The sequence below is a fragment of the Luteimicrobium xylanilyticum genome (assembly GCF_009429125.1).
GTDB classification, from domain to species: domain Bacteria; phylum Actinomycetota; class Actinomycetes; order Actinomycetales; family Cellulomonadaceae; genus Luteimicrobium; species Luteimicrobium xylanilyticum.
Map to the genome: position 1 here is coordinate 906,987 of NZ_CP045529.1, position 25,550 is coordinate 932,536.

Below are 25,550 nucleotides of genomic sequence, written 5' to 3' on the forward strand. Positions count from 1 at the left end.
CATGCAGGTGGCTGGATCGCTGCTCACGGCGAACGTCGACGACCGCACGCTCACGTACCGGCTCCTGCCGTACGGGGAGCAGGGGCGCACGAACCTCGGGCGCGTGATCGCGTCGAAGGGCTCGGTGCAGGTCCCGGACGACGTCGCCGACGTGACGCTCAACCTCGAGCACGACTTCAAGCGCCCGGTCGGCCGGGCCACGGAGATCCACGAGGACGACCAGGGCCTGGTCGCGACGTTCCGTGTCGCGGCCACGACGGCCGGCAACGACCTGCTCGCCGAGGCTGCCGACGGGCTGCGGCCCGCGGTGTCGGTCGAGCTCGACAACCCCGTGATCCGCGGCGGGCACCTGAAGTCGGGGATGCTCACGGCCGCGGGCGCGGTGGTCCGTCCCGCGTTCCCGTCCGCGCAGCTGGTCGCGGAGGACGCCGGGGACGACATCGAAGACGAGCCGCAGGACACCGGGTCCGCGGACGAGGACGCCGAGGAGTCGGCGGAGAAGGAGGAACCCGTGGGCGACACGGAGACCATGGCCGCGGCGGCTCCCCAGGGCGCCGAGCTGGGCGGCAAGACGATGAAGGCCTCGGGGCCCGAGGTGAAGGACGCCGCGAGCCTGTTCGCGACCCTCGCCGCGGCGCACGGCACCGGCAACCGGCAGATGCTCGCCGCGCTGGACCAGGTGATCCAGGCCGACGCGATCTCCGCGCAGCAGCCCGCGTGGCTCGGCGAGATCTGGTCCGACCGCGCGTACCGCCAGCGCTACGTCCCGCTGTTCCGTCGGGCGCCACTGACCGCGCTCAAGGCGACCGGCTGGAAGTTCACCTCGGGCAAGACCCCGCAGGTCGATACCTGGACGGGCTTCCCGACCCAGCCGAACAGCAACGAGGTCAAGACCGAGGCGGTCACCGTGTCCGCGGCCCGCATCGCCGGCGCCGGGTCGCTCGACCGGGCGTTCGTCGACTTCTCGACCCCGGAGTTCTGGCAGGGCTACTACCGCGAGTGCAACAACGACTACGCCCGCAAGGCGGACGCCGCCGCGCTCGCGCACATGCTCACGTCGGGCAACTACACCGACGTCGTCGCCGACGCCGTCCCGAGCGACGTCCCGGTCGCGCTCTCCTACATCGTGGACGGCGTCGCGGAGATCATCGACGTCGCGGTCCCCGATTTCGCGGTCGTCGGCAAGGACCTGTGGAAGGCGCTGGCCAAGACCCGCGAGCAGGACCGGCTGGCGTACCTGAACACGGTGCTCGGCCTCGACCCGGAGGAGGGGCGCCTCGAGCAGTTCGCGATCGTCCCGTCCGGCGACGCCGGGCTCGCGGGCAAGGTCCTCGTCGGAGCGTCCGAGGCGCACACGATGTGGCAGCTCGGCGGCGACGCCCCGACGCGCGTCGACACCGTGAACGTCTCCACGGGCGGCGTCGAGACGGGCGTGTTCGGCTACCACGCCGAGCTCACCGCGTCGGCCGACGCGTTCGTCCTCGTCGCGGCGTCCGGGGACTGACGATGACCTGGGCAACCCCCGAGGACGCGCGCCGGTTCTGGGCCGACGCCGTCGACATGGAGGACGAGGACCTGACCATGCTCCTCGAGGCGGCGCACGACCAGTGCGCCGCCTACGCCCCGGCCATCGCCGACGACGCGACCGTGCCGGACTCCTGGGTCTACGCCGAGGTCTTGCAGGCGCGCGCCCTGTCCCGTTCCGGGGTCGCCGGCCGCGACGACCAGGTCGGGCCCGACGGGTACCAGGTCACCGTCTTCCCGATGGACTGGACCGTGAAGAAGCTCCTGCGACCCGACAAGGGGAGGTACCAGCTGCGATGACTGCGCGCACCCAGCTCGTCGACGACCTCAAGGTCGCGCTGCCGGGCAAGTACCGGGTGATCGGCTTCAACTCGGCGCTCGACACCGTGAAGGCGCCGACCGTCATGGTCTGGCAGTCGAAGATCGAGCGCCCCGAGCAGTTCGGCCTCCAAGGGCTGCTCGTCACCTTCGACCTGTGGGTCCTCGTCGGGCAGGAGAACACCGCCCGCGCCGACGAGGCCCTCGACGTCGCCCTGGACGACGTCATCGAATCCCTGCAGGGCATCACCTGGGTCGACTGGCAGGACGCCGAGCGTGGCGTCCTGTTCGAGACGTTCCAGGGCTGGAAGGTCACCGTGAACGCGGCGGCCACGATCACCACCACCGAGACGGAGAACTGACCATGGCCACGACCGTCGTGCCGCTCACCACCCCCTACTCGCTCAAGAACGCGACCCTCGTCATCGAGGAGGACGACTTCACCCAGGCCGTCTCCGCGGTGATCTTCACCCCGTCCACGTCCACGTCCACGTGGCGCGGCATCGGCGGGAACATCCTCAAGGACCAGGCCATCGCCGAGTGGACCTGTCAGATCGACCTCGCGCAGGACCTCGCGGAGACCGGTCTGCTGCGCTACCTGCTCGACAACGAGGGCGCGTCGAAGGCCGCGGTCTTCACCCCGGTCGTCGAGGGTCCGACGGTCTCCGCGACGCTGATCATCACGCCCGGGCAGATCGGCGGGACCGCCGACGGGAACACCGCCACGGCGTCCGTCCAGCTCGCGGTGACCGGCAAGCCGGCCTTCACCGACCCGGCCTGAGCGGGGTAGGCGGTGACCGCTATCCCGGTCACGCCCCTGTCGCTGCGGGACGCGACGTTCGTGGTCCTGGACGCCGGCGGGGAGCGTGACTACTCCTCGTCGGTGTCCCAGGTCCTGTTCCAGCCGACCCCCACGTGGTTCCAGTCGCGGAGCCTCGAGCAGCGGGTCCCGGAGCAGATCCTCGGTCCCGTGGAGTGGACGCTCGCCCTGGAGTACCCGCAGGACTGGGCCGAGGCGACGTCCCTGTCGCTGTACCTGCTGCTGCACGCCGGGGAGCAGCGCGACGTCCTGTTCGTCCCCAGGACCACCGACCTGGTGCAGGTGGCCGCGAACGTGACCCTGGCGCCCGGGCCGATCGGCGGGCAGGCCGGCGTCCTGCTGACCGGGATCGCCGTCATGGGCGTGAACGACGTCCCCGTCGTGGAGGAGATCGAGCCGTGATCTCCGTGAACGGGTCGCGCGAGCTGCAGGCCGCGGTCTTCGCGATGAAAGCCGCCGACCGCGAGCTGAAGTCCGACATCAACAAGGCCACCCGGGCGACCATGTCCCCGGTGTGGAAGTCGCTCGTCGAGCTCCACGCGACCTACCGCCGCGACACGGCCGTGATCGCGAAGGGTGCCCGGATCAACGCGGGCAACCCGCCCACGGCGGTCGCCGCGAAGTCGACGCGGGCCCTGCGCGGCGGGCTGATCCCGTCCGAGTCGTGGCAGGCGATCGAGTTCGGCGGCAACCGGAACAAGGTCTCCACCTACACCCGCACCTCGCCGAAGGGGAAGCGGCACCGCGTGACGCGGCACACCGCCCGCGGCCTGCCGCCCCGGTACCGCAACGGGCGCGTCGCCTACCAGGCCGTCGGCGACATCGGCCCCAGGCTCGCGTCCCTGTGGGTCCAGCTCATCATCCGCAAGTACGCAGAGGCCGCCGAGAAGGCCGGGAAGGCATAGACCATGGCCGGTGGCATCAACATCAAGTTCATCTCCGACGTCTCGAACCTGCTCCGCGGGACGAAGGACGTGCAGTCCGCGTTCGCCGACGTCGTGGACTCCGTCGAGGACGTGGCCACCGAGGCCACGAAAGCCGGCGGCACCACGACCGCGGCGTTCAAGGACGCCGGGGACAAGATCGGGCAGCACGTCGACGACGGCACCACGACCGCGTCGGGGTCCCTCAAGGACCTCGCGTCCGACGCCGACACCCAGGCCTCCGCGACCGGGGACGCGTTCAAGACCGCCGGCGACGACATCGGCATCCACATCGACTCCGGGACGAGTGACGCCACGAGCTCGCTCGACGACGTCGCCGACAAGGCCGACTCGGTGCGCTCGGACGTGGACACCGCGACCGGCAAGATGGAGCAGTCGTTCAAGGACGCCTTCGACAAGGTCCACACCGACACCTCGAGCAAGCTGTCCCAGGTCGCCACGGACGCCGAACACACCGGGCACCGGGCGGCCGAGGGCCTCGACGAGATCAAGGACTCCGCGAAGTCCAACGCGACCGAGACGGCCGCGAGCTTCGACGGCAGCTTCGACTCCATTAGCGACGGCGTCCAGGGGACCGTCGCCGAGTTCCTCCAGGGCTTCGGGCCGGCCGGGACCATCGCGGGCCTCGCGATCGCCGGCGGCATCGGCCTGCTCAAGAAGGCGTTCGACGACCAGTCCGAGGCCGCGCAGGCCGACGCCCAGGCCATGGCCGAGGCGTACAAGGCCGCGATCGACGACATGATCGCGTCCGGCGAGGACTTCGTCTCGGACTCGTTCGTCAACGACCAGATCAAGTCCATCGTCGAGGACGACAAGAAGCTCAAGGCCGCCCAGGATCAGGCGAAGCAGTCGGGTGCGTCCCTGTCGGACGTGCTCCGCGGTCAGTCCGGCGACCTTGACGCGCTCGGCCGCGTCCACGACGCCTACCAGCGCAAGATCGACGCCGAGAAGGCCGCGATCGACGGCATCAAGGACACCCTGACCACCCGGACGGACCTGTCCAACGACCAGCGCGAGGCCCTGATCGAGGAGATCGGCGAGCACGAGAACCTCGTAGACCAGCTCAAGGGTGAGCAGAAGGCCGTCGACACGGTCGGCGACTCCTACAAGAAGTCCGGCACCAAGGCCGACATCTACCGCCAGTCCGTCAAGACTTCCAAGGACGCCGTCCGAGACGCCCAGCAGGCCGAGCGCGACTACGCCGACAAGCTCGAGGACACCGGCTCCCAGATCGCCGACAACACGAAGAAGATCAAGGACAAGACCGACCGCGACCGCGCGAACAAGTCCGCGATCAACGACCTCGTCGACGCCGGCGAGGACTGGATCCAGAAGCTCAAGGACACGAACGCGTCCAGCAAGGACGTCTCCGCCGCCCAGAAGAAGCTCCGCGACGACGTCGAGGCCGCCGGCCGGAAGATGGGCCTGTCCAAGGACCAGGCGAAGAAGTACGCCGACCAGATCCTCGACATCCCGAAGACCCGCAAGACGACCGTCACCCTCGACAAGAAGACCGCCCAGCACCAGATCGACTCGTTCATCACCACGAACGACGGGCGCCGCATCCGCGTCAAGATCGACGCCACCCGCGGCAAGACCTACCAGGCCGCGCCCGGCGCGCCGCTCGCGTTCGCCGACGGCGGGCTCATCCCCGGGCTGCCCTCGAGCTCGGACAACGGCTACGCGAAGATGGCCTCCGGCGAGTTCGTCGTCAACGCTGCCGCGACGTCGAAGAACCTGTCCCTGCTCGAGGCCATCAACCAGGGCCGCAACCTCCCGACCACCGGTGGGGGAGCGACCTCGGTGTCCCTCGCCGGCGCGAAGCTCGTCGTCCAGATCGGCGCGCGCGAGTTCGAGGGGTACATGGCCGAGACCGCCGCGGCCGTCGTCCAGGCCCACACCGCGGCACAGGACCGCGCCGCGGCCTACGTCGGCGGAGGCTTCTAGTCGCGATCCTCGCGAGTCCTGTAGTCGCAGTTGGCGCCGGTGCACTCGATCACGACCTTGAAGCGGTGCGCTGCGTTCAGCTGCCCGTTGGCCATCCAGTTCTCCCGCAGCGGTGCTCCGCAGTTCGGACACTCGCTGCCGCCGATGATCTCCCATGCCATGGGATGCAGGATCCCACGGTCCGCCCACAGTCCGCAGAAAGTCCGCAGCACGTCCGTCTCCGGCCGCCTGAGGCCATCGCCCGCCAGCCGTCGAAACGGCACCATTCCAACGCTGCCAGCCCCCACCGTCGGGAGCAGTCCTCTACCTAGCGGTAGTTGACGAACTGCAGCGCTACGTCGAGGTCGGCGCCCTTGAGCAGCGCGATGACGGCCTGCAGGTCGTCGCGGGACTTGCTGGTGACGCGGACCTCGTCGCCGGTGATCTGCGTCTTGACGGCCTTGGGGCCTTCGTCGCGGATGATCTTGGTGATCTTCTTGGCCTGGTCGCTCGCGATGCCCTCCTTGATGGAGGCCTCGAGGCGGTACTCCTTGCCCGACGGCTTGGGCTCCTTGTCGCCCGCGTCGAGCGACTTGAGGGAGATCCCGCGCTTGATGAGCTTGGTCTCGAACACGTCGAGGATCGCGAGGACGCGCTCGGCGGAGTTCGCGACCATGACGATCTTCTCGCCGCTCCAGGAGATCGAGGCGCCGACGTTGCGGAAGTCGTAGCGCTGCGAGATCTCCTTGCCGGCCTGGTTGAGGGCGTTGTCGACCTCTTGGCGGTCGACCTTGCTCACGACGTCGAACGACGAATCGGCCACGGTTGCTCCCTCGGGCAGGGTCCGCGCGCCGGCGGGCGCGGGACGGGTCAGGTGATGGGTTCCACCGTATCGGCTGCGGCGTCGTCGGCCCGGGCTGACGACGCCGCTCGACGGCGCGGGTCGGCGAGGCGGAGCGCCCGCGCCGCCCGCAGGCCGTCCGTCGTGAGCACGACGAGCGCACCCCACACGAGGACGAACCCGACCCACCGTGCCACGGGCATGGTCTCGTGGAACACGAGCAGTCCGACGAGGAACTGCAGCACGGGCGTCAGGTACTGGAGCAGTCCGACGACGCGCAGCGGGACCCGGCGTGCCGAGGCCGCGAAGAGGAGGAGCGGGACGGCCGTCACGACCCCCGCGGACGCGAGCGCGAGCAGGTGCCCGGCGCCGTGCGTCGTCATCGTGTTGTCGCCCTGGGTCTGCAGGTGGACGAGGTACCCGACGGCGAGCGGAGTGAGGACGAGCGTCTCGGCGGCGAGCCCGGGAGCGGCTGCGACGCGCCCGCCCACCCGGTTCTTCACGAGGCTGTAGAGGCCGAACGAGAAGGCGAGCGCGAGCGAGACCCACGGCACGTGCCCGACGCCCACGGTGAGCACGACGACGGCCACGAGGCCGAGCCCGATCGCGACCCACTGCAGGGGGCGCAGCCGCTCACGGAGCACGACGACGGCGAGCAGGACGGTCACGACGGGGTTGATGAAGTAGCCGAGCGCCGCGTCGAGGACCTTGTCCTCGAGCACCGCCCACACGTAGATGCTCCAGTTGACGGCGACGAGCACCGCGCCCACGCCGAGGGTGAGGAGCAGCCGCCGGTCCCGCAGGACGGCGCGCAGCTGGGGGAACGTCCGCGTGACGGCCAGCAGGAGCAGGCAGAACACGAGCGACCAGACGACTCGGTGCGCGATGATCTCGAGCGGTGCGGCAGGCTTCAGGAGCGGGAAGTAGAGCGGCATCGCGCCCCACAGGAGGTACGCGCCGAAGCCGGCGACGAGCCCGCGGCGGTGCTCGGCGCGCGCTTCGGCCTCGGTCGACGCGGGCTGCGCGGGCACGGGGGTCGTCACCTCCAGAGCGTAAGGCGGGATCGGATTTCTCAGCGGGGCCCGCGTTGGGTATCGTTGGCTCGCCACGGCAGGTTGCCCGAGCGGCCAAAGGGAGCTGACTGTAAATCAGCCGCGTCATGCTTCGGGGGTTCGAATCCCTCACCTGCCACGCTCGGTCGAAGGCCCTGGACCTCACGGTCCGGGGCCTTCGTCGTACCCGGCGCGTCAGCGCACCGGCTTCTCCCAGACCGAGACGTGCGACGGGCTCGTCGCGATGAACGGCGACCGGTCGAAGCCGGCCCAGCGGTCGCGGAGCCGGAGCCCGGCCAGCTGCGCCATGAGGTCGAGCTCGGCGGGCCACGCGTACCGGAACGGGACGCTCATGGTGCGGCCTTCGCGGGGCCGGTAGTGGTGCGACCACATCTGTTGCGTCACGACGTCGTACTCGTCGAAGCCGACGTGCTCGGGCGTGACCTCGAACGGGACGTACCGTTCGCCGCGGGGGAGGCGCTGGAGCTGCGGCACCCCGTTCTCGACGACGAAGCACCCGCCCGGCTCGAGGTGCGCCGCGGCGTTGCGGAAGCACGCGACCTGGCCCTCCTGCGTCGTGACGTTCGCCACGGTGTTGAAGACGAGGTAGGCCACCCGGTAGCTCCCCGGGGCGCGCGCCGTCGTCATGTCGCCGATCGTCACGCCGACGGCACCCCGAGGGTCCTTCGCGCGCAGCCGCGCGACCATCGCCTCCGACAGCTCGATGCCGTGCACGGGAACGCCTCGGGCAGCGAGCGGGAGCGCCACGCGGCCCGTCCCGACGGCGAGCTCGAGCGCCGCACCGTCGCCCGCGAGGCCGGCCAGCAGGTCGACCGTGGGGCCGAGCACCTCGGGCGCCGACATGGCGGCGACGTCCGTGTCGTAGGCCGCCGCGACCGCCTCGTCGAAGTGGTTCGGTTGGTCCGTGGGGATCGTCATCTCCCGAGGCTCCCACCGCGGGGCGTGCGGGAGCCCATGGATTTCACGACGGGGCCCTGCGTCTTGTAGAGTTTTCCGCGCTGCCCCCGTAGCTCAGTGGTAGAGCGCAGTCTTGGTAAGACTGAGGTCATGGGTCCGATTCCCATCGGGGGCTCTGTTGGTGCCGTACAGGCGGCCGTGGGACCATGAGGTCCTCCGGGCGCTGCGGTGCCCACGCGGCGGGGTAGCTCAGATGGTTAGAGCGCACGACTCATAATCGTGAGGTCGCGGGTTCGATCCCCGCCTCCGCTACCACGGAACGGTGTGCTCGCGGCGACGTCGCGCGCGCGGTTCCTTCTGGTGGACGGGCCCTCGGGTCCGCGCCGCAGACCTGGTGGCACGACGGCCGGCGTCGTGCCCTGCACAGCACAAGCGCCTTCCGGGGGCGCGAGAGGTGGCACCAGCCATGGCCAGCAAGAGCCAAGACGTTCGCCCGAAGATCACGCTCGCCTGCGTGGACTGCAAGGAGCGGAACTACATCACCAAGAAGAACCGCCGCAACGACCCTGACCGGCTCGAGCTGGCGAAGTTCTGCCCGCGCTGCGGCAAGCACACCTCGCACCGCGAGACCCGCTGACGCGTCGTCGCGTCCGCGACGTCCGAGACAGCAGCACCCGCACCGGCAAGCAGCAGCCGGCGACCCGCAAGGAGCGCTCGTGCCCGTCAACCCGGAGTACGAAGGCCGTCAGTACCCACCGACCGCGCCGTACGCGGTCGGGCGCGAGAAGCTCCGCGAGTTCGCCGCGGCCGTCGGGTCCACCCACCCCGCGCACCACGACGTCACCGTGGCGCGGGGTGCGGGCTATCCGGACGTCGTCGCGCCGCCCACGTTCGCCGTGGTCGTCGCCCAGCGCGCCGAGGCCCAGTACATCGAGGACGAGGCCGCGGGCATCGACTTCTCGCGCGTGGTCCACGCCGACGAGCGCTTCACCCACCACCGTCCCATCGTCGCCGGCGACGAGCTGGTGACCGTGCTGCACGTCGACTCCCTGCGGGAGCGCGCGGGCATCACGATGGTCTCGACCCGCTGCGAGATCTTCGCCGCCGCCGACGACGGCAACCCCGGCGAGCCCGTGTCGACGGTCCTGTCCACGCTCGCCGTCCGAGGGGAGGACACATGAGCGCCCCCGTGCTCGCCGACCTCGAGGTCGGTCAGGAGATCGGCAGCCGCGAGGTCGTCCTCGACCGCGCGCGACTCGTCCGCTACGCCGGTGCGAGCGGCGACTTCAACCCCATCCACTGGAACGAGCGGTTCGCGACCGAGGTCGGGCTCCCCGGCGTCATCGCGCACGGCATGCTCTCCATGGGGGTCGCGGCCCCGCTCGTCGAGGAGTGGGCCGGCGACCCCGGCGCCGTCGTCGACTACCAGACCCGCTTCGCCCGCCCCGTGCCCGTGCCGGACCCCGGCACCGCGGCCCTCACCGTGACCGGCGTCGTCGGCGCCCTCGACCCCGAGGCCGGGACGGCCCGGATCGACCTCACCGTCGCGCTCGACGGCGTGCGCGTCCTCGCGAAGACCCAGGCGGTCGTGCGGCTCGCCTGAGCCGGTCCGGAGCGTCCTCCGCTCGGCCTCGGCTCCGGCACACGCCTGCTCGGCTTCCGCTTCTCGCCGAAGCACCCCGCCAGGCGGCCTGCTTCGCGAGGTCGGGTCAGCGCGGGGCGGGGCCCGTGGTCGTCCCGACGACGAGCTCGACGGGCAGCATGACGTCCTCCACCTCGTCGCCCGCGACGAGCTGCAGGGCTGCGCGGCCGAGCGCGGCGCCCTTCTCCTCGAACGGCTGGCGCACGCTCGTGAGCTGCACGTCCGCCCCGAGCCACGGCAGGTCGACGCCGTCGAACCCGGCGACCGACAGCTCGCCCGGCACGTCGATGCCGAGCTCGCGCGCGGCCAGCAGGACACCCGCGGCGAGCAGGTCGGACTGCGCGACGACCGCCGTCGGGCGCTCGGCAGCGGGCACGTCGAGGAGCGCCCGCCCGGCCGCGTGGCCGTGCTCGACGAGCGACGCCTCGGTCTCCCACACGGCGACGGGCACGATGCCGGCGTCGGCGAGCCCGTCGAGGCGGTTGCGCGTGGGCGTCTTCTCGACGTCGGCGAGGCGGGAGGCGTCGGCGAGCCCGGAGCGTTCGGGGAACGCGACGGGCAGCGCGACCACGGCGACGCGTTCGTGGCCGAGCTCGCGCAGGTGCCGACCGAGCTCGGCGGCGCCCTGGCGGTCCTCGAGCCCGACGACGGGCGCGGCGGGCTTGGCGGTGCCCTCGCCGATCACGACGGGGATGCCGCGGCGGACGAGAGCGTCATGGGTGGGGTCTTCGCGGCGCGCACCCCAGACGAGGATGCCGACGTCCATGGCTGCGGACGCGACGAGCGGGTCCGCGGCGCCGTCGGACGGGACGGCGGGGATGAGCAGCACGCCGACGCCATGGGTGCCGAGCTCGGAGACGAGCCCGTCGAGGACCTTGATGGAGACCGGGTCGCGGAAGGTGCGCGAGACGTGACCGCCGACGACGACCCCGACGATCCCGGACCGGCCGGACCGGAGCTGGCGCCCGAGCGGGGAGGGGCCGGTGTAGCCGAGCTCGGTCGCGGCGGCGAGCACACGGTCCCGGGTGGCGTCGGCGATCGGCCCGGAGCCGGAGAACGCGAGGGACGCGGTGGACACCGAGACCCCGGCGAGCGCCGCGACCTCGGACAGGGTGGTGCGACCGCCCTTCGTTGCATCGGGCGGCGTGCTCGCGCCTGGCTGCGGGTGCGTCGGCAACAGGGTCCTCCGGGCGGGTCGCGGCGCGCGGCGCGCCGGTGGTCGGCGGCGTCGGGACCGGCGTGCCGCTGGTCCGGTTGACGTCGCGGCCAGCGTACCCGCACAATCGTGGCTTCGTTTCGAAACGATTCGATGCCTGGTCCCGCGGCGACGCCGCCGTCCGGCCAGGCGCCGTGCCCACCCGCCCGAGGAGGCTCTCGCGTGAACCCGCCCCGCCCTGAGTCCCGGGGTGCCGACGACGTCCCCACCGCGGCGCGCATCAGCCATGCGTCGTGGGCCGTCTTCCTGGTGTTCACGCTCAACGGGTTCGCGTTCGCGAGCTGGGCGTCACGGCTCCCGACCGTGCGCGACGCGCTCGACCTCGAGCCGAACCAGATGGGCCTCCTGCTCCTGTTCTCCGCCATCGGCTCGATCCTCGCGCTCCCGCTCGCCGGGCTCGTGGTGGACCGGCTGGGCTCGCGCCGGGCGGTCGAGACCTTCGCGGGCGTCGCGGCCGTCGGTCTGCTCGTCGTCGCGCTGTCCGTCGCCCAGGAGAGCGTGGGCCTGGCCCGCATCGGCCTGTTCGTCGCCGGCGTCGGCATCGGCGTGTGGGACGCGTCGATGAACCTGCAAGGGGCGCACGTGGAGCAGCAGCTGGGCCGGGCGATCATGCCGCGCTTCCACGCCGGCTTCTCCTTCGGGACGGTGGCGGGTGCCGGGTTCGGCGCACTCTTCGCAGCCCTCCACGTGCCAGTCCCGCTGCACCTGACGATCGCCGTCGCCGTCGCCGTGGTGGGCGTTCTGCTGGCCGTGCGGTTGTTCCTCTCGGACCCCGCGCACGAGCACGAGCCCGCGCCGGCGCGCGCGGCCGACGACACGACCTGCGACCCCGCGGACACGTTCCCCGCGCCCGCGGCCGCCGCGCAGGGCACGGGTGCCCGACGGCGTCGGGCGCTCCAGGCGTGGACCGAGCCCCGGACGTTGCTCATCGGCCTGGTGGTGCTCGGCGCCGCGCTGACGGAGGGCGCGGCGAACGACTGGGTCTCGCTCGCGACCGTCGACGGCTTCGACACGAGCGACTCGATGGGTGCGGTCGCGCTCGGTGTGTTCCTCGTCGCGATGACGGCGATGCGTCTGCTCGGCACCGGGCTCCTCGACCGCTTCGGACGCATCACGGTGCTCCGTGCGCTCGCCGCGTCCGCGCTCCTCGGCGTGCTCGCGTTCGCCCTGCTGCCGCACCTGGTGGGCGCGCTCGTCGGCGTCGCCCTGTGGGGCATGGGGGCCGCGCTCGGCTTCCCCGTCGGGATCTCGGCCGCGTCCGACGACCCCCGTCGTGCGGCCGCCCGGGTGAGCGTCGTGACGACGATCGGCTACTCGGCGTTCTTCGTCGGGCCGCCGCTCATCGGTTTCATCGCGCACCACGTGGGGTACCGGCACGCGCTGCTGTTCGTCGGCATCCCCATCGCGCTCGGCCTCGTCGTGATGAACGCGGTGCGCCCGCTGCCGGGCGCCGTCGGGCAGGGAACGAAGCCCGCGACCGCCCCGTAGGCTGAGCGGGTGCCCGACTCGCCCGCCGCTCCCGCCGTCCCCGCGCTCTCCCGGCCCGACGCCCAGCCCACGCTGGCGGACCTCACGACGCTGCGCGTCGGCGGCGACGTCGACACGTACGTCGAGACGTCCACCGAGGCCGAGCTGATCGACGTGATCCGGTCGGCGGACGACGCGGGCGAGCCGCTGCTCGTGCTCGGCGGTGGATCCAACCTTCTCGTCGCGGACGAGGGCTTCGGCGGCGTCGTCGTGAAGGACGTGCGCACCGGTCTCCGCGTCGAGTCGGAGGACACGTGCGGCGGCGCGAGCATGAGCGGGCCGGCCGGTCACGCGTGGGACGACGTCGTCGTGCAGGCGGTCGACGCCGGCTGGGTGGGGATCGAGGCGCTCTCGGGGATCCCGGGCACGCTCGGCGCGGCGCCCGTCCAGAACGTCGGCGCCTACGGCCAGGAGGTCGCCGGCGTGATCTCGACGGTCCGCGTCTGGGACCGTGGCGAGAACCGGGTCCGCACGTTCGCGAACGGCGAGCTCGGCTTCGGCTACCGCACGTCCCGGCTCAAGCGCTCGATGCACCTGGGCCTGGCGGGGTACGCCGGCTCGTCCGACGCCGAGACCGACCCCCGCGCGCCCTGGTACCCGTCACCGCGGTACGTCGTGCTCGACGTGTCGATGCAGCTCCGGCTGGGGACGCTGTCCGCGCCCGTGGCGTACGCGGAGCTCGCGCGTCGGCTCGGCGTCGACGTCGGTGAGCGGGCGCCGAGCGCCGACGTGCGCGCGGCGGTTCTCGAGCTGCGCGGTGGCAAGGGCATGCTCCTCGACCCGGCGGTCGAGGGCGGCCGGCTGGTCGGCGAGCCCGACCACGACCGCTGGAGCGCGGGCTCGTTCTTCACCAACCCGGTCGTCCCCGCGGCGGTCGCGGACGAGCTCCCCGAGGGCGCACCCCGGTTCGAGGTGCGTTCCCCGCGGCCCGCGGTGAGCACGGGCCCGAGCCTCGGCGCGGTGGACCCGACGCTCGTCAAGACGTCCGCCGCGTGGCTCATCGAGCACGCCGGCTTCGGCAAGGGGTTCGGGGTCGCGGGCGAGGCGAGCCCCGCGCGCCTGTCGACGCGTCACCCGCTCGCCCTGACCAACCGCGGCGGTGCGACCGCCGCGGACCTCGTGGCTCTCGCGCGCGCCGTGCGTGACGGCGTCCGCGAGCGGTTCGGCATCGAGCTCGAGCCCGAGCCGGTGCTGGTCGGCGTCAGCCTCTGATCAGCTGTAGACCATCACCTCGGTGCCTTGCGGCGCCTTGTTCGTCGACCACACCCAGTTCATCGCGGGGTTGGAGATGCGCACGCACCCGTGCGACGCGGGGTATGGCGGCACGTCGAAGCCGAGGCCGTGCAGCGCGATCCCGCCGTTGAAGAACTTGGGCCGCCACATCGTGCCGAGCCCGAGGTTGGACGTGTACATCCCGTCGTACTGGCGGCCCATCCGGTAGGTGCCGGTGGGCGTGTGCGCGACGTACTGGTGGCCGTCCTTGCTCTTGAACGGCTTGCCGCTGCCGGACGACGCGTTGAGGATCGTGCTCACGTGGCCGTCGTCGACCATGAGGACGAGCTGCTTGCCGAGATCGACCTCGATGACGTGGCCGTGGTGCGTGCGTGCCTTCGGGCGCACGCCGTCGTCGAGCGCCTTCAGCGTGTTCTTCCCGACGACGCCGTCCCGCTGGAGGCCTGCCGCCTTCTGCAGGGCCCAGACGGCCTGGAGGGTGGACGGTCCGAACGCGCCGTCGGCCGACGGCAGCCAGTAGCCGGCGTCGAGGAGCTGCCGCTGCAGTTTCTTCACGCGCGCGCCGTGGTCGCCGGACCGCAGCTCGGCGTGCTCGGTGCTCTGGGGCTTGTCCTTGTCGCCCTTGTCCTCGCTGCCCTTGTCCTCGCTGCCCTTGCCGGCCTTGTCGCCGTCGCCTTCCGCGTCCTTGCCGTCGCCTGACGGCGTCGTGCTCGGCGTCGAGCCGGACGTCGGGCTCGACGTGGTCGCGCCGGGCGAGGTGGGCGTCGTGGGCTCGGTGGACCCGTCGTCCGACGGCGTGGTGCCCGACGGCGTCGCGGCGTCCGTGGGGGAGCCCGACATGTCCGGGGTCTGGGTCGGCGAGCCCGCAGGAGAGGCGGACGTGACGACCGGCGCCTGTGGCGTCGGCGTGCTCCCGGTGCCGCAGCCGGTCGCGACGAACGCGACCGTCAGCCCGGTGGCTCCGAGCGCGAGCAGCCGGCGGCGGACGTGCCTGCGCGCGGTGCTGGTGCGCGTCGTGGTCGGACGCATGCCCCCTCCTCCTGTTCCGGCGTGCGTCGTGGGCGCAGGCCGAAGCCCCATTCTGGTATGGCGGCGGCCTTCTCCCGCACCGTGGACGCCGTCGGAGGCCAGGTGGCACCCGAATCGTTACAGAACACGCGCAGCGGCGTTCCGGCTCGTTCACGGTCCACCGGGCGGCGCGGGTCCGCTCAGCGGGAGCGCAGGGCCGCGCGGACCATCTCCACGACCGCCGCGTCGTCCAGCCCGGCCTCCCGCGCGACGGCGGCCAGGTCGTCGGCCGCGCGCCGCACCCGGGTCGTGACGGCGACGGCGGAGTCGGCGACGACGGTCCCCGCGCGTCGCCGGGTCACCACGACGCCGTCGGCCTCGAGCTCACGGTAGGCGCGGGCCACGGTCCCGGCCGCGAGGCCGAGATCGGCGGCGAGGCCCCGGATCGGGGGCAGCTTGTCGCCCGGCGCGAGACGGCCGGCCTCGACGTGCGCGACGACCTGGCCTCGCAGCTGTTCGAACGGCGGCGTCGAGGAGGAGGGGTCGACCTCGAGTCGCGGCAGGTCGGTCATCGGGTGGTCTCCTCACCGCTCGGGCTCGTGGCGAGCCAGGTGTCGACGCCCGCGAGCAGCAGGCGTCTCGTGGGCTCGGACGCTCGGCTCGCCTGGATGGAGGCCCGCGCCAGCCCCGCGAGCGCGGCGTCGTCGAAGCCGTGGACGTGCCGGGCCGTCTCGTACTGGTCGACGAGCCGGGACCGGAAGAGCAGGGGGTCGTCGGCGCCGAGCGCGACGGTCGCGCCGGAGTCGACGAGCGCGGGCAGCGGCACGTCGCCCGGCTCCTCGTAGACCCCGAGCGACACGTTGGAGGCGGGGCAGACCTCGAGCGCGACGCCGGCCTCGACGAGGCCGGCCAGGAGGGCCGGGTCCTCGGCGGACCGCACGCCGTGCCCGAGGCGGTCGGGACGCAGCGCCGCGACGACCTCGCTCACGTGCGTCGGGCCGAGCAGCTCGCCACCGTGCGGGACGGACGCCAGACCCGCGCTGGCGGCGATCCGGAACGCGTGCGCGAACTCCTGGGTGTCGCCGCGACGTTCGTCGTTCGAGAGCCCGAACCCGACGACCTCGCCCGGGCCGTCGCCCGCGTACCGGACGGCGAGGCGGGCGAGAGTCCGCGCGTCGAGCGGGTGCTTGAGCCGGGAGGCCGCGATCACGACGGCGACCTCGAGGCCGTGCCGGGCCGACGCCTCGCGCGCGGCGTCGAGGACGAGCTCGACGGCCGGTGTGATGCCACCCAGGAACGGCGCGTACGACGTCGGGTCGACCTGGATCTCGAGGCGCCCCGACCCCTCCGCGGCGTCGTCCTCGGCCGCCTCGTCGACGATCCGGCGCATGTCACCGCCCGACCGGACGCACGCGCGGGCGGCGTCGTAGAGGCGCTGGAAGCGGAACCACCCGCGCTCCGTCGACGGGACCCGGAGGGGGTCGGTGTCGAGGAGCGCGGGTGGGAGCCGGATCCGGTACCGCTCGGCGAGGTCGAGCAGCGTCGACGGTCTCATGGAGCCCGTGAAGTGGAGGTGGAGGTGGGCCTTGGGCAGGGCGGCGAGGTCACGCACCCGGGCAGTCTCGCACCGTCAGGCGCGCCCCTCCTCCTCGGGAGCGAAGAGGCGTGCGCTCGGGTAGAAGCTCCGCTTGGCGCCGCCCGGCGTCCGTAGGAGCCGCAGCCGTCCCACCGGGTACTCGATCGCCCAGTAGCTGAGCCATCCCACGGGCACCGCGACGAGGAGCAGCGCGAGCGCGACGAACGGGAACGCCGACTGGTCGTGCGAGAGGCGCCCGTGGGCGTCGAGGTAGAGGAGGACGGGCTCGTGCCAGAGGTAGACGGAGTACGAGATCAGGCCGCACCACACGAGCACCGGCGAGGACATCGAGCGGCGCCAGCGCGCCGTCGTCGGGGCGAGGACCGACGACGCGAGCAGGAGCACGAACGCGACCGTGGAGAGCTGCTGCCACCACAGCGACGACGCGGCCGTCTCGGTGCGGATCGCGCACCCCCAGACGAGCAGGGCGAGCGCGCCGAGCCGGAGCGCCCACAGCGCGCGGGAGGGCAGGGGCTGCGCCGCGTGGCCGGTGTTCCAGCCGATCATGGCGAGCGCGAGGATCATGCCGCCCACGAAGATCGACCCCTTGGCGAGCGGGTTGAACCAGACCTCGTAGTGCGTGGAGGGCACGTGCGTGAGGAGAGCCCAGCCCTGGTAGGCGAGCGACGCCACGCCCACACCCACCACGGGCGCCCACACGAGCGCCCGTCGGACGCGGGGGGACCGCTCGTGCGCCCGCACCCGGCCGTAGACCGCGAGCAGGACGACGAGGAACGCGTAGAAGAAGACCTCGACGGCGAGCGACCACGCGGGCCCGATCGTGTAGAAGATCCGCGCGCGGTCGAAGATCTGCGTGAACGTGAGGTGCTCGACGAGGTCCTGCCAGTTCCCCGGGAGCGTCGGGTTGCGGTACGACCAGACGATGAGGATCGCGACCCAGTAGAGCGGCAGGATGCGGAGCGCGCGCCGGGTGGCGAACAGCCGCCACGAGCCCGGGTCCTGTCCCGCGAGCACCTTGCGGGCGATCGGCAGGAAGAGCAGGAACGCCGAGAGCACCAGGAACATGCTCACGAGCCCGTCGAGGTTGAGGAGCACGTGGTAGGTCCACGTGTCCTGGTACGCGTACGACGACGAGGTGCCGGCCCGGCAGAACTGGTAGGCGTGGAAGACGACGATGCCGACGGCGGCGAGCCCGCGGTAGCCCTCGAGGTCCTCGAAACGCGAGCCGGTGTTCCCGGGGACGGCGCGCTGCTTGTCGATGCGCGGCGGAGCGTCGCTCACGGGCAGAGCCGCGGACGGGTCGCGCAGGACGGTGTCCTCGAGCCGAGGGCGCGGGTCCTGCTCGGGTGCGGACGGTGCGGCGGTGCTGGTGGGGTCGTGGAGGGTCATGTCACGCCGCCTTCGCGGGAAGGGCGAGCGGGGCGGTGGTGGCCGCTCCCGCGGGGGCACGGACGTCGCGCGGGGTGACCCGCCAGACGCGCTCACGGGTGAGCTCCTTGAGGTGGGAGATGCGGGTCAGGGCGCTCTTGAACTCGGTGTAGACCATGGCCCACATGAGGTAGCGCCAGAACCAGCCGCGATGGGCCCGGACGGACGGTTCTCCGAGGACGTACGCCATGAGCGTCTGCAGGGGGCCGACGAGGGTGGTCGCGACGGTCGTGAGGACGAACAGGGAGATGAACCAGCTCTTCGAACCCCCGACGCCGTGCACGGCCGAGAACAGGAGGATCGGGAGGATCTGGAGCGAGATCCACGGGTACGCCTCGCGCCAGCCCAGCAGGTACGTCGCCCCGATCTTCTGCCGGACGGTCAGCCGGGGCGACGCGAGCAGGGTGCGCAGGTGCGCGACCGAGACCTGCAGCCAGCCCTGCGCCCAGCGCAGACGCTGCGCGGTGAGCTGCGGCACGGTCGTCGTCGCGAGCTCGTAGGAGGTGAGCCGCGGGTCGGACGCGAGCCGTGCGCCGGACTCGAGCGCGCGCATCGACGCGTCGATGTCCTCGGTGAGCATGCGCGGCCGCATCCGGACCGCGCGGAGCAGGTCGGCCCGCCAGAAGCCGTTCGAGCCGCCGAAGATCCCGAACCCGTGCAGGGCGGCCCGGCCCGGGTGCGAGACGGCGTAGATGGACTCGAACTCGACCGCGACCACGCTCGCGAGACCCGACGCGTCGCCGTTGCGGACCACGCAGTGGCCCTGGACGACGTCGTAGCCGGCGCGGATCCACCGGACGGCCCGCTGGAAGCCGCCGGGTCCCGGGTGGTGGTCGGCGTCGAAGACGCCGACCACCACGCCCGTCACGACCTGGAGCGCCGCGTTGACGTTCTGCGCCTTGGACGTCGACCCGTCGACGCGCAGCAGCTCGACCCGCGGGTCGACGGCGGCCACCGCGCGCAGAGCCTCCTCGACCGGCAGGTCCTGCGGGGTGTTGTACGCGAGGACGATCTGGAGCTCGCCGGGATAGTCCAGGCGTCGGAACGCGGCGAGCGTCGACTCGACGGTCGCCGACTCGTTGGGCAGGTAGGCGGCGATCACCGCGCTCACCCGCGGCCAGGTCTCGGGCTCCGCGACGCCGTCGAGCGGGTCCTCCCGCACGGCGAGCATGCTCTCCGCCACGATCGCGACCGTGGTGACCACGAGCGCCGTCACGACGAGCGGGTACGTGACGGTCGTGAGGTCGAACCCGGCCCGCTCGAACGTCACGTAGGCGAGATAGGGGACCAGGGTCCCGATGGCGAACGTGCCGACCGCCTGCCAGGCGAGCCGGATCCCCGGCCGCCCGGTCCAGGCGAGGGCGTCGTGCGCCCTGTTCCGCACGCGGCGCGAGGCGTCCGCGACGACGTGCACGACGGCGCCCGGCAGGGTCGTGCGTGCGGGCTCGACCAGGCTCTCGGCCGGCTCGGGCTCGTCGAGCAGCGCCCGGACCGCTGCCTCGGGGAGCACGTCGGGGGCCTTGGTGGGCTCGAGGTCGAGCCGTGTCGCGGACGCGTCGGCGGCGCTCAGGGCGCCGGCGAGCGCGCGGCGGGCGCCGGGGCGGAGGGGCGCGTACCCGAGGAGCGGGGTCAGCGAGAGCGTCTCGGTCTCGGGCTCTCCCGTGACGTCGCTGCCGTAGCGTCGGCGGGCCAGCATGACGGCCAACCCTTCGAGGCGCCGCGACATCCGGCCCACGCGCTGGCGGTCGAGGACCACGACGAGGTCGCGCGACGCCGTGAACCCGACCGGGTGGACGCCCGGGAGGTCGTCGTCGACGCACCGCAGCAGGTGGTCGGCGAGGCGGTCGGCCACGGTGGGCCCGTACCGCTGGGCGACGCGCGGCAGCTCGAACGCCCGGACCACGAGGACGACCCAACGGCCGCCGACCGGGCCGGGGCCGTCGTCGTACGCCTCGAACGGCTCGATCGCGGCGACGAGCTCGGCCGCGGTCGCGGGCTCTTCGGCGCGGGGCAGGGGCGCGGGTACGAGGTCCGGCTCGCGCCGCAGGACGTGTGCGACCACGAGGTCGTGGTGCTCGAGGGCGGTCGCGCCGACGACGTCGACGCCGGGTCCGAGCCCGGTGTCGTCGTCCCACAGGTCGACGGCGGTGTGCGGGTCCGCCACGACCAACGAGGGGTGGCGGGGGAGCGGCGGGGCGTCGGGTGCGTCGTCCGCGCGGGCGGCCGCGGGGAAGCCCAGCCCTCGCAGCCGCCGGGCGGCGGCGCTCGCGAGATCTCGGTCGGTCAGGTCGATCAGGATGGGCGTCAGTGCACGGCTCATGGCGTCCTCTTCGTGTCGGTCCCGTCGGGGGATTGCTCGACGGTGAGCCGACTCGACGCCCTTGGCGCAGCGGTGGTACGTGGCTCCAGCGTGCCGGTGCTGCGTTACTGCACGGTTTCGGCGCGGGAAACGTTCGTCGTCGGACCGGGCCCGCCCCGCAGCCTCAGAAGCGCCGTGAGAACGGGTCCGGCCTGCGCATCCGGATCAGCAGCAGGACCGGCAGCAGCACGTACGGCAGGTTGAAGGCGAGGAACTTCCCGGGCCGGGGCGTGACCCACTCGGGCTCGCCGAAGAGCTCGACGCCGAAGATCACGATCCCGGTCAGCGTGACGATCATGGTCGCGTAGATCACCGCGGGGAGCTGGATCCACTGCCAGCCCCGGACGAGCGCGATCACGAGCAGCACGTAGAACGGCAGGTACACGAACGCCGACAGGCCCGTGCAGATCCGCATCCAGGTGGGCGGGTGCATGAACAGCGGGTCGGTGTCGTGCGCGTACCAGTAGTTGCTGTTGACGATCGGGTTGGACGACGGGTGCGAGATGTCCACGCCCAGCGTCGGCAGCATGTCGCTGATGATCGAGGTGATCGTGAAGGCGCTGAACACCAGCGCGAAGCCGATGTCGACGGGACGCTCGCGCAGCGGCAGCGCCCGGATCCCAGGGTCGGAGGCCATGGACGCATGCTGCCACCGTGGGCGGGTTCGACCCACCGCCCGGCGTCGCGTAGAGTGGTCCCTCGGTGGTTGACTTCCGCCATGCTGGGTCGTGCCCGAGGGCGCGATACGCATGATCCGGGACGTGCCCCGTGAATCCCTCGTCGGAGGTGGTTCTCGGAGTGTGCCCTGGAGGAGGACGTCCACGAAGGGCAGTGGCGCAATTGGTAGCGCAGCGGTCTCCAAAACCGCAGGTTGCAGGTTCGAGTCCTGTCTGCCCTGCACGACGCACGAGGTGCGTGTCCGTCGTTGGACCTGACAGTTGGGAACGAAGTGAGCGAATCGCCGTCGGAGTCCGTGAGCGCCAGCAGCGCTCCGGCTGCGAAGAAGCGCTCGGCGTCGTCCGACAAGCGCGGGTTCTTCGGCCGGATCGCCCTGTTCGTGCGGCAGGTCATCGCCGAGCTCAAGAAGGTCCACACGCCGACTCGCTCGGAGCTCTTCACGTACACGGCCGTGGTCATCGTCTTCGTGGTGGCGATCATGGCGTTCGTGACGCTGCTGGACTTCGGCATCGGCAAGCTCGTGCTGTGGGTGTTCGGCGACTGACGCCGGCGCCCCTCAACTGAAGCCCAGCCCTCTTACGCCGTCACCGGCAACGCCAACGAAAGCAGGTTCGCTCGTGTCCCAGGAGTCGCAGGACCACGCGGAGGAGCTCTCCCCCTTCGCCGACGCCGCGTCCGACGTCACGCCCGACGCTGCGCCGGAGGCCGAGGCCGAGGTGACGGAGAACGAGACCGTCGACGCCGACGCGGCCCCCGAGACCGACGAGGTCGAGGGCGACGACGCCGCCGCCGAGGTCGACACCGCGGCCGCTGACGAGGCGGCCGAGGAGGACCCGATCGAGGCGTTCAAGCGCGAGCTGCGCACGCAGCTCGGCGACTGGTACGTCATCCACTCGTACGCCGGGTACGAGAACCGGGTGAAGACCAACCTGGAGACCCGCATCCAGAGCCTCAACATGGAGGACTACATCTTCCAGATCGAGGTGCCCATGGAAGAGGTCACCGAGATCAAGAACGCGCAGAAGAAGACGGTGCGCCGTGTGCGCATCCCGGGCTACGTGCTCGTGCGCATGGACCTCACCGACGAGTCGTGGGGCGCCGTGCGCCACACGCCGGGCGTGACGGGCTTCGTGGGCCACACCCACCAGCCGGTGCCGCTGACGTCGGACGAGGTCTTCTCGATGCTCGCCCCGTCCCTGGCTCCGAAGCCCGAGGCCGGCGCGCGCCCCGCCGCCGGTGGCGGCGCGCAGGCCGCGGCGCCGATCGCGGTCGACTTCGAGGTCGGCGAGTCCGTGACCGTCACCGACGGTCCGTTCGACACGCTGCCCGCCACCATCTCCGAGATCAACGCCGAGAGCCAGAAGCTCAAGGTGCTCGTCTCGATCTTCGGCCGGGAGACCCCGGTCGAGCTGTCGTTCAACCAAGTCGCCAAGATCTGATCCACCGCAGCCCGTCGGACCGGTCCAGGACCGGCTGACGGGCGCGACGGCAGCACTGCAACCGGGTCATCGCCCACGGCGTCGGCCCACGAACAGAAAGCGAGGAGTGCGACATGCCTCCCAAGAAGAAGGTCTCCGGCCTCATCAAGCTCCAGATCCAGGCCGGCGCCGCGACGCCTGCCCCGCCGATCGGCCCCGCGCTGGGTCAGCACGGCGTGAACATCATGGAGTTCTGCAAGGCCTACAACGCGGCCACCGAGTCGCAGCGCGGCAACGTGGTTCCCGTCGAGATCACGGTGTACGAGGACCGCTCGTTCACCTTCATCACGAAGACGCCGCCGGCCGCCGAGCTCATCAAGAAGGCCGCGGGCGTCGACAAGGGCTCGAGCACGCCCCACTCGGTCAAGGTCGCCTCGATCAGCGCGGACCAGGTCCGCGAGATCGCGCAGACCAAGCTCGAGGACCTCAACGCCAACGACATCGACGCCGCCTCGAAGATCATCGCGGGCACCGCGCGCTCGATGGGCATCACCGTCCAGGGCTGACGCCCCGGCACAGCAGCACCACAGTGGGAGGGCTCGCCGCCGGCGGACCCGACCGACCACGACTGCAAGGAGAAGCAGCAATGGCTCAGCACAGCAAGGCGTACCGCGCCTCGGCCGAGAAGATCGACCGGACGCGCCTGTACGCCCCCCTCGAGGCCGTCCGCCTCGCCAAGGAGACGTCGACCACCAAGTACGACGCGACCGTCGAGGTCGTGTTCCGCCTCGGTGTCGACCCGCGCAAGGCGGACCAGATGGTCCGTGGCACGGTGAACCTCCCGCACGGCACCGGCAAGACGGCCCGCGTCCTCGTGTTCGCGAACGGTGAGAAGGCCGAGCAGGCCCGCGCCGCCGGTGCGGACATCGTCGGTGGCGACGAGCTCATCGACGAGGTCGCGAAGGGCCGCACGGACTTCGACGCCGCCGTCGCGACGCCGGACCTCATGGGCAAGGTCGGCCGCCTGGGCCGCGTGCTCGGCCCGCGTGGCCTCATGCCGAACCCCAAGACCGGCACGGTGACCATGGACGTCGCCAAGGCGGTCGAGGAGATCAAGGGCGGCAAGATCGAGTTCCGCGTCGACAAGCACGCGAACCTCCACTTCATCATCGGCAAGGTGTCGTTCTCGGACGAGCAGCTCGTCGAGAACTACGGCGCCGCGCTGGACGAGGTCCTGCGTCTGAAGCCGTCGTCCTCGAAGGGCCGCTACATCACGAAGGCGACCATCACGACGACGATGGGCCCCGGCATCCCGCTCGACCAGAGCCGGACGACGAAGCTCCTCGAGGAGGAGGCGGCCTGACCCAGGCTCCTTCCTGCCCGACGACGAACGGCGCGACCCCCGTGGGGGTCGCGCCGTTCGTCGTTCTCAGGTCAGGTCAGCAGGTGCCGACGACGGCCCAGGGGCCCCACTGGGCGGCACCCGGCGTCTCGCCGAGCGTCCACCACTTGGCCTGGTAGACCTTGCCTCCGTACGAGACCGTGTTGCCGCCGGTGTACACCGTCGACGACGACCAGGCAGTCGCCGAGCAGTCGGTCGGCGTCGTCGTGGTGGCCGTCGGCGTGGGCGTCTGCGTAGGGGTCGTGGTCGCCGTGGGCGTCTGCGTCGGCGACGTGGTGGGGGTCGTCGTGGCGGTCGGGGTCGACGTCGGGGTGGTCGTCGAGCCGCTGCCCGTGCCGAGACGTGCGCCGAGCGCGTTCGCGAAGGCGTACCCGTTGGTCTTGTCCCAGTTGACCGACCACGTCATGACGCCGCCGATCTTGCCGTACGCCTTGGACGGCTTGAAGCTCCCGCACGAGGTGCCCTTCTCCAGGCAGTCGACGGCAGCGATGACGTTGGCGGTCGTCTGGTAGCCACCGCCGGCCGCCTGCGACGTCGCGGGATAGCCGAGGCCCACCTGGTCGGGTCGCAGCCCCAGCTGGTCGAGGAGGATCGCGGCCTGCGAGGTGACGAAGTCGACGCTGCCCTGGGAGTAGACCTTGCCGTCGGCCCCGAGCATGCTGCCCGAGTTGTAGTACTGCGTGTTGACGACGGTCAGGATGTCCTTCACGTTCTGCGTGAGCTTGTAGTAGGCCATCGACGTCGCCTGGTAGTCGATGGTCTGGGGCGCCATCGTCAGGATGAACGACGAGCCGACCTTCGACGCGAGCGAGTGCAGCGCGTCGGACGTGTAGGTGGCATCGATGCCGTTCTCGAAGTCGATGTCGACGCCGTCGAACCCGTACTCCTTCAGGACGCTGTAGGCGGTGTTCGCGAAGTTGGTGGCCTGGGCGGCGCTCGTGACGTTGATGGTGCCGTTCTGCCCGCCGATCGACAGGACGACCTTCCGGCCCTGGGAGTGCAGGGTCTGCACGTCGGCCTTGAACTGGTCGACGCTGTAGGTGCCGCCGAAGTCCTTGGTGGCGAGGTTGAACTCGATGCCGCCCGGGGAGGAGGCGGACGCGTCGGCGAACGCGACCTCGACGAGGTTGTACTGCTGGGGCACGTCGGCGAGGTGGATCGTGCCGGACCCGTTGTCGAAGTTGTGCCAGTAGCCGGTGAGCCACTGAGTGCTGCTGGTCGTGGCTGCGTCCGCGGGGAGGCTCGCGCCGGCCATCGCTGCGGCACCGAGGGCGACGGCGGCCGCGGCGCCGAGCGCGCGGCGGCGGCTCGCGGCGTTGCGGGTGAGGTGCATGTGAACTCCTTTGTCAGGGGACCTAACGACAGTAGGTGAGGGCACCTCGGGCTCGGTATGAGGGTTTCCCACCGTCGCGACACCGGGATAAGGGATTCCCCGTAGCGTTCAGATGTGACCCAGGTCACTGTCACGTCCGGTATCACCGGGGTGTCGAGCCGCTCTCGCCTTGGTGGGGGACGGGCGCCCCGCGGCAGAGGGGAGCGGGGCACCCGTCCGGCAGGCTGAGACGATCGGCGCAGGCGCCGAGGACGACGTGAGAGGCGGTGGAGGGATGGTCGAAGATCGCCCGCTCGCTCCTCGCCGTGCGGACCGGGCCCTCGTAGAATCGTCGAAACCGCAGGTCAGCGTCGATCTGAGCGGAGA

General features: G+C 71.7%; 28 protein-coding genes and 4 tRNA genes. 20 read left to right on the plus strand and 12 right to left on the minus strand.

Annotated features, from left to right (window positions below; translation table 11 throughout):
* Position 1: 1 nt before the first annotated feature.
* The 7 genes from KDY119_RS03810 to KDY119_RS03840 are packed head-to-tail and all read left to right on the plus strand — an operon-like array spanning position 2 to position 5,553.
* Positions 2-1,504 carry an HK97 family phage prohead protease gene (locus tag KDY119_RS03810; RefSeq protein ID WP_036953360.1) on the plus strand — a complete coding sequence of 501 codons (1,503 nt, stop codon included), beginning with the start codon at positions 2-4 and terminating at the stop codon, positions 1,502-1,504.
* 2 nt (positions 1,505-1,506) lie between these two features.
* Positions 1,507-1,824: a hypothetical protein gene (locus tag KDY119_RS03815; RefSeq protein WP_036953359.1), complete on the plus strand. Its 318-nt coding sequence runs from the start codon at positions 1,507-1,509 to the stop codon at positions 1,822-1,824.
* Complete coding sequence (locus KDY119_RS03820) at positions 1,821-2,204, plus strand: hypothetical protein (protein ID WP_036953358.1); 384 nt, start codon at positions 1,821-1,823, stop codon at positions 2,202-2,204. The genes KDY119_RS03815 and KDY119_RS03820 overlap by 4 nt, the downstream gene beginning before the upstream one ends.
* A 2-nt stretch (positions 2,205-2,206) precedes the next feature.
* Entirely contained in the window at positions 2,207-2,623 is a 417-nt protein-coding gene (locus KDY119_RS03825; RefSeq protein ID WP_036953357.1) for a hypothetical protein, read from the plus strand.
* A gap of 12 nt (positions 2,624-2,635) precedes the next feature.
* Complete coding sequence (locus KDY119_RS03830; RefSeq protein ID WP_036953356.1) at positions 2,636-3,064, plus strand: hypothetical protein; 429 nt, start codon at positions 2,636-2,638, stop codon at positions 3,062-3,064.
* Complete coding sequence (locus tag KDY119_RS03835; RefSeq protein WP_036953355.1) at positions 3,061-3,567, plus strand: hypothetical protein; 507 nt, start codon at positions 3,061-3,063, stop codon at positions 3,565-3,567. Before KDY119_RS03830 ends, KDY119_RS03835 begins: the two co-directional genes overlap by 4 nt.
* A 3-nt stretch (positions 3,568-3,570) precedes the next feature.
* Positions 3,571-5,553: a coiled-coil domain-containing protein gene (locus KDY119_RS03840; RefSeq protein WP_036953353.1), complete on the plus strand. Its 1,983-nt coding sequence runs from the start codon at positions 3,571-3,573 to the stop codon at positions 5,551-5,553.
* On the opposite strand, the gene KDY119_RS03845 is transcribed toward KDY119_RS03840, so the two are convergent.
* The 3 genes from KDY119_RS03845 to rarD form a co-directional block, all read right to left on the minus strand.
* Positions 5,550-5,714, minus strand: a complete 165-nt coding sequence (locus KDY119_RS03845; protein WP_153021958.1) for a hypothetical protein — start codon at positions 5,712-5,714, stop codon at positions 5,550-5,552. The genes KDY119_RS03840 and KDY119_RS03845 overlap by 4 nt on opposite strands.
* A 146-nt stretch (positions 5,715-5,860) precedes the next feature.
* Positions 5,861-6,355, minus strand: coding sequence for a YajQ family cyclic di-GMP-binding protein (locus KDY119_RS03850; RefSeq protein WP_036953349.1), 495 nt, complete (start codon positions 6,353-6,355; stop codon positions 5,861-5,863).
* 47 nt (positions 6,356-6,402) lie between these two features.
* A complete protein-coding gene (gene rarD, locus KDY119_RS03855) occupies positions 6,403-7,416 on the minus strand; it encodes an EamA family transporter RarD (RefSeq protein ID WP_227994514.1) in 1,014 nt (337 codons plus the stop codon).
* 66 nt (positions 7,417-7,482) lie between these two features.
* On the opposite strand from rarD, the gene KDY119_RS03860 reads away from it, so the two are divergent.
* Positions 7,483-7,564, plus strand: a tRNA-Tyr gene (locus KDY119_RS03860).
* Positions 7,565-7,620: 56 nt separating this feature from the next.
* Here KDY119_RS03860 and KDY119_RS03865 read toward each other — a convergent pair.
* Positions 7,621-8,364: a class I SAM-dependent DNA methyltransferase gene (locus tag KDY119_RS03865; protein ID WP_036953347.1), complete on the minus strand. Its 744-nt coding sequence runs from the start codon at positions 8,362-8,364 to the stop codon at positions 7,621-7,623.
* Positions 8,365-8,446: 82 nt separating this feature from the next.
* Here KDY119_RS03865 and KDY119_RS03870 point away from each other — a divergent pair.
* The 5 genes from KDY119_RS03870 (at position 8,447) to KDY119_RS03890 (ending at position 9,946) form a co-directional block, all read left to right on the plus strand.
* Positions 8,447-8,518 (plus strand) — tRNA-Thr (locus tag KDY119_RS03870).
* 63 nt (positions 8,519-8,581) lie between these two features.
* Positions 8,582-8,658: transfer RNA gene (locus KDY119_RS03875), tRNA-Met, on the plus strand.
* Positions 8,659-8,809: 151 nt separating this feature from the next.
* Positions 8,810-8,980: a 50S ribosomal protein L33 gene (gene rpmG, locus KDY119_RS03880; protein ID WP_036953345.1), complete on the plus strand. Its 171-nt coding sequence runs from the start codon at positions 8,810-8,812 to the stop codon at positions 8,978-8,980.
* Between the two features lie 79 nt (positions 8,981-9,059).
* Positions 9,060-9,524: an FAS1-like dehydratase domain-containing protein gene (locus KDY119_RS03885; protein WP_036953343.1), complete on the plus strand. Its 465-nt coding sequence runs from the start codon at positions 9,060-9,062 to the stop codon at positions 9,522-9,524.
* Positions 9,521-9,946, plus strand: a complete 426-nt coding sequence (locus KDY119_RS03890; protein WP_036953341.1) for a MaoC family dehydratase — start codon at positions 9,521-9,523, stop codon at positions 9,944-9,946. The genes KDY119_RS03885 and KDY119_RS03890 overlap by 4 nt, the downstream gene beginning before the upstream one ends.
* A gap of 106 nt (positions 9,947-10,052) precedes the next feature.
* On the opposite strand, the gene KDY119_RS03895 is transcribed toward KDY119_RS03890, so the two are convergent.
* Complete coding sequence (locus tag KDY119_RS03895; RefSeq protein WP_051136791.1) at positions 10,053-11,162, minus strand: LacI family DNA-binding transcriptional regulator; 1,110 nt, start codon at positions 11,160-11,162, stop codon at positions 10,053-10,055.
* Positions 11,163-11,363: 201 nt separating this feature from the next.
* Here KDY119_RS03895 and KDY119_RS03900 point away from each other — a divergent pair, with 201 nt between their 5' ends.
* Together KDY119_RS03900 and KDY119_RS03905 are read left to right on the plus strand one after the other, a co-directional pair.
* Entirely contained in the window at positions 11,364-12,689 is a 1,326-nt protein-coding gene (locus tag KDY119_RS03900; protein ID WP_194174465.1) for an MFS transporter, read from the plus strand.
* Positions 12,690-12,698: 9 nt separating this feature from the next.
* Complete coding sequence (locus tag KDY119_RS03905; protein ID WP_153021960.1) at positions 12,699-13,940, plus strand: UDP-N-acetylmuramate dehydrogenase; 1,242 nt, start codon at positions 12,699-12,701, stop codon at positions 13,938-13,940.
* On the opposite strand, the gene KDY119_RS03910 is transcribed toward KDY119_RS03905, so the two are convergent.
* The 6 genes from KDY119_RS03910 to KDY119_RS03935 form a co-directional block, all read right to left on the minus strand.
* On the minus strand, positions 13,941-14,990 hold the full coding sequence (locus tag KDY119_RS03910) for a peptidoglycan-binding protein (protein ID WP_036953339.1): 1,050 nt from the start codon (positions 14,988-14,990) through the stop codon (positions 13,941-13,943). It lies immediately after the preceding gene.
* A 179-nt stretch (positions 14,991-15,169) separates the two neighbouring features.
* On the minus strand, positions 15,170-15,541 hold the full coding sequence (locus KDY119_RS03915) for a GntR family transcriptional regulator (RefSeq protein WP_036953337.1): 372 nt from the start codon (positions 15,539-15,541) through the stop codon (positions 15,170-15,172).
* Positions 15,538-16,581, minus strand: a complete 1,044-nt coding sequence (locus KDY119_RS03920; RefSeq protein WP_153021961.1) for an adenosine deaminase — start codon at positions 16,579-16,581, stop codon at positions 15,538-15,540. The genes KDY119_RS03915 and KDY119_RS03920 overlap by 4 nt, the downstream gene beginning before the upstream one ends.
* Before the next feature lie 18 nt (positions 16,582-16,599).
* Positions 16,600-17,955, minus strand: coding sequence for an acyltransferase family protein (locus tag KDY119_RS03925; RefSeq protein WP_051136790.1), 1,356 nt, complete (start codon positions 17,953-17,955; stop codon positions 16,600-16,602).
* A gap of 1 nt (position 17,956) precedes the next feature.
* Positions 17,957-20,314, minus strand: a complete 2,358-nt coding sequence (locus KDY119_RS03930; protein ID WP_051136789.1) for a glycosyltransferase family 2 protein — start codon at positions 20,312-20,314, stop codon at positions 17,957-17,959.
* Between the two features lie 163 nt (positions 20,315-20,477).
* Positions 20,478-20,990 (minus strand): EXPERA domain-containing protein, encoded by a 513-nt coding sequence (locus KDY119_RS03935; protein ID WP_051136788.1) that lies wholly within the window; start codon positions 20,988-20,990, stop codon positions 20,478-20,480.
* 188 nt (positions 20,991-21,178) lie between these two features.
* Here KDY119_RS03935 and KDY119_RS03940 point away from each other — a divergent pair.
* From KDY119_RS03940 to rplA, 5 genes are all read left to right on the plus strand, one after another.
* A tRNA-Trp gene (locus KDY119_RS03940) sits at positions 21,179-21,251 on the plus strand.
* A 75-nt stretch (positions 21,252-21,326) separates the two neighbouring features.
* Positions 21,327-21,575: a preprotein translocase subunit SecE gene (gene secE, locus KDY119_RS03945; protein ID WP_036953333.1), complete on the plus strand. Its 249-nt coding sequence runs from the start codon at positions 21,327-21,329 to the stop codon at positions 21,573-21,575.
* A gap of 73 nt (positions 21,576-21,648) precedes the next feature.
* The gene (gene nusG, locus KDY119_RS03950; RefSeq protein WP_036953332.1) at positions 21,649-22,470 is read left to right on the plus strand and encodes a transcription termination/antitermination protein NusG; all 822 of its coding nucleotides are present in this window, start codon (positions 21,649-21,651) and stop codon (positions 22,468-22,470) included.
* 113 nt (positions 22,471-22,583) lie between these two features.
* Complete coding sequence (gene rplK, locus KDY119_RS03955) at positions 22,584-23,015, plus strand: 50S ribosomal protein L11 (protein WP_036953330.1); 432 nt, start codon at positions 22,584-22,586, stop codon at positions 23,013-23,015.
* Between the two features lie 80 nt (positions 23,016-23,095).
* On the plus strand, positions 23,096-23,812 hold the full coding sequence (gene rplA / locus KDY119_RS03960) for a 50S ribosomal protein L1 (RefSeq protein ID WP_036953328.1): 717 nt from the start codon (positions 23,096-23,098) through the stop codon (positions 23,810-23,812).
* A 76-nt stretch (positions 23,813-23,888) separates the two neighbouring features.
* On the opposite strand, the gene KDY119_RS03965 is transcribed toward rplA, so the two are convergent.
* Entirely contained in the window at positions 23,889-25,184 is a 1,296-nt protein-coding gene (locus tag KDY119_RS03965) for a glycosyl hydrolase family 18 protein (RefSeq protein ID WP_036953326.1), read from the minus strand.
* Between the last annotated feature and the right edge of the window lie 366 nt (positions 25,185-25,550).

What these genes read in the sequence shown, in the direction of transcription:
- KDY119_RS03890 (WP_036953341.1), top strand. Translation starts at nt 9,521, where the DNA reads ATGAGCGCCCCCGTGCTCGCCGACCTCGAGGTCGGTCAGGAGATCGGC.
- rplK (WP_036953330.1), top strand. Translation starts at nt 22,584, where the DNA reads ATGCCTCCCAAGAAGAAGGTCTCCGGCCTCATCAAGCTCCAGATCCAG.
- KDY119_RS03810 (WP_036953360.1), top strand. Translation starts at nt 2, where the DNA reads ATGCAGGTGGCTGGATCGCTGCTCACGGCGAACGTCGACGACCGCACG.
- KDY119_RS03925 (WP_051136790.1), bottom strand. Translation starts at nt 17,955, where the DNA reads ATGACCCTCCACGACCCCACCAGCACCGCCGCACCGTCCGCACCCGAG.
- KDY119_RS03840 (WP_036953353.1), top strand. Translation starts at nt 3,571, where the DNA reads ATGGCCGGTGGCATCAACATCAAGTTCATCTCCGACGTCTCGAACCTG.
- KDY119_RS03825 (WP_036953357.1), top strand. Translation starts at nt 2,207, where the DNA reads ATGGCCACGACCGTCGTGCCGCTCACCACCCCCTACTCGCTCAAGAAC.
- KDY119_RS03815 (WP_036953359.1), top strand. Translation starts at nt 1,507, where the DNA reads ATGACCTGGGCAACCCCCGAGGACGCGCGCCGGTTCTGGGCCGACGCC.
- KDY119_RS03915 (WP_036953337.1), bottom strand. Translation starts at nt 15,541, where the DNA reads ATGACCGACCTGCCGCGACTCGAGGTCGACCCCTCCTCCTCGACGCCG.
- KDY119_RS03820 (WP_036953358.1), top strand. Translation starts at nt 1,821, where the DNA reads ATGACTGCGCGCACCCAGCTCGTCGACGACCTCAAGGTCGCGCTGCCG.
- KDY119_RS03845 (WP_153021958.1), bottom strand. Translation starts at nt 5,714, where the DNA reads ATGGCATGGGAGATCATCGGCGGCAGCGAGTGTCCGAACTGCGGAGCA.
- rplA (WP_036953328.1), top strand. Translation starts at nt 23,096, where the DNA reads ATGGCTCAGCACAGCAAGGCGTACCGCGCCTCGGCCGAGAAGATCGAC.
- KDY119_RS03930 (WP_051136789.1), bottom strand. Translation starts at nt 20,314, where the DNA reads ATGAGCCGTGCACTGACGCCCATCCTGATCGACCTGACCGACCGAGAT.
- KDY119_RS03865 (WP_036953347.1), bottom strand. Translation starts at nt 8,364, where the DNA reads ATGACGATCCCCACGGACCAACCGAACCACTTCGACGAGGCGGTCGCG.
- KDY119_RS03935 (WP_051136788.1), bottom strand. Translation starts at nt 20,990, where the DNA reads ATGGCCTCCGACCCTGGGATCCGGGCGCTGCCGCTGCGCGAGCGTCCC.
- KDY119_RS03910 (WP_036953339.1), bottom strand. Translation starts at nt 14,990, where the DNA reads ATGCGTCCGACCACGACGCGCACCAGCACCGCGCGCAGGCACGTCCGC.
- rpmG (WP_036953345.1), top strand. Translation starts at nt 8,810, where the DNA reads ATGGCCAGCAAGAGCCAAGACGTTCGCCCGAAGATCACGCTCGCCTGC.
- KDY119_RS03965 (WP_036953326.1), bottom strand. Translation starts at nt 25,184, where the DNA reads ATGCACCTCACCCGCAACGCCGCGAGCCGCCGCCGCGCGCTCGGCGCC.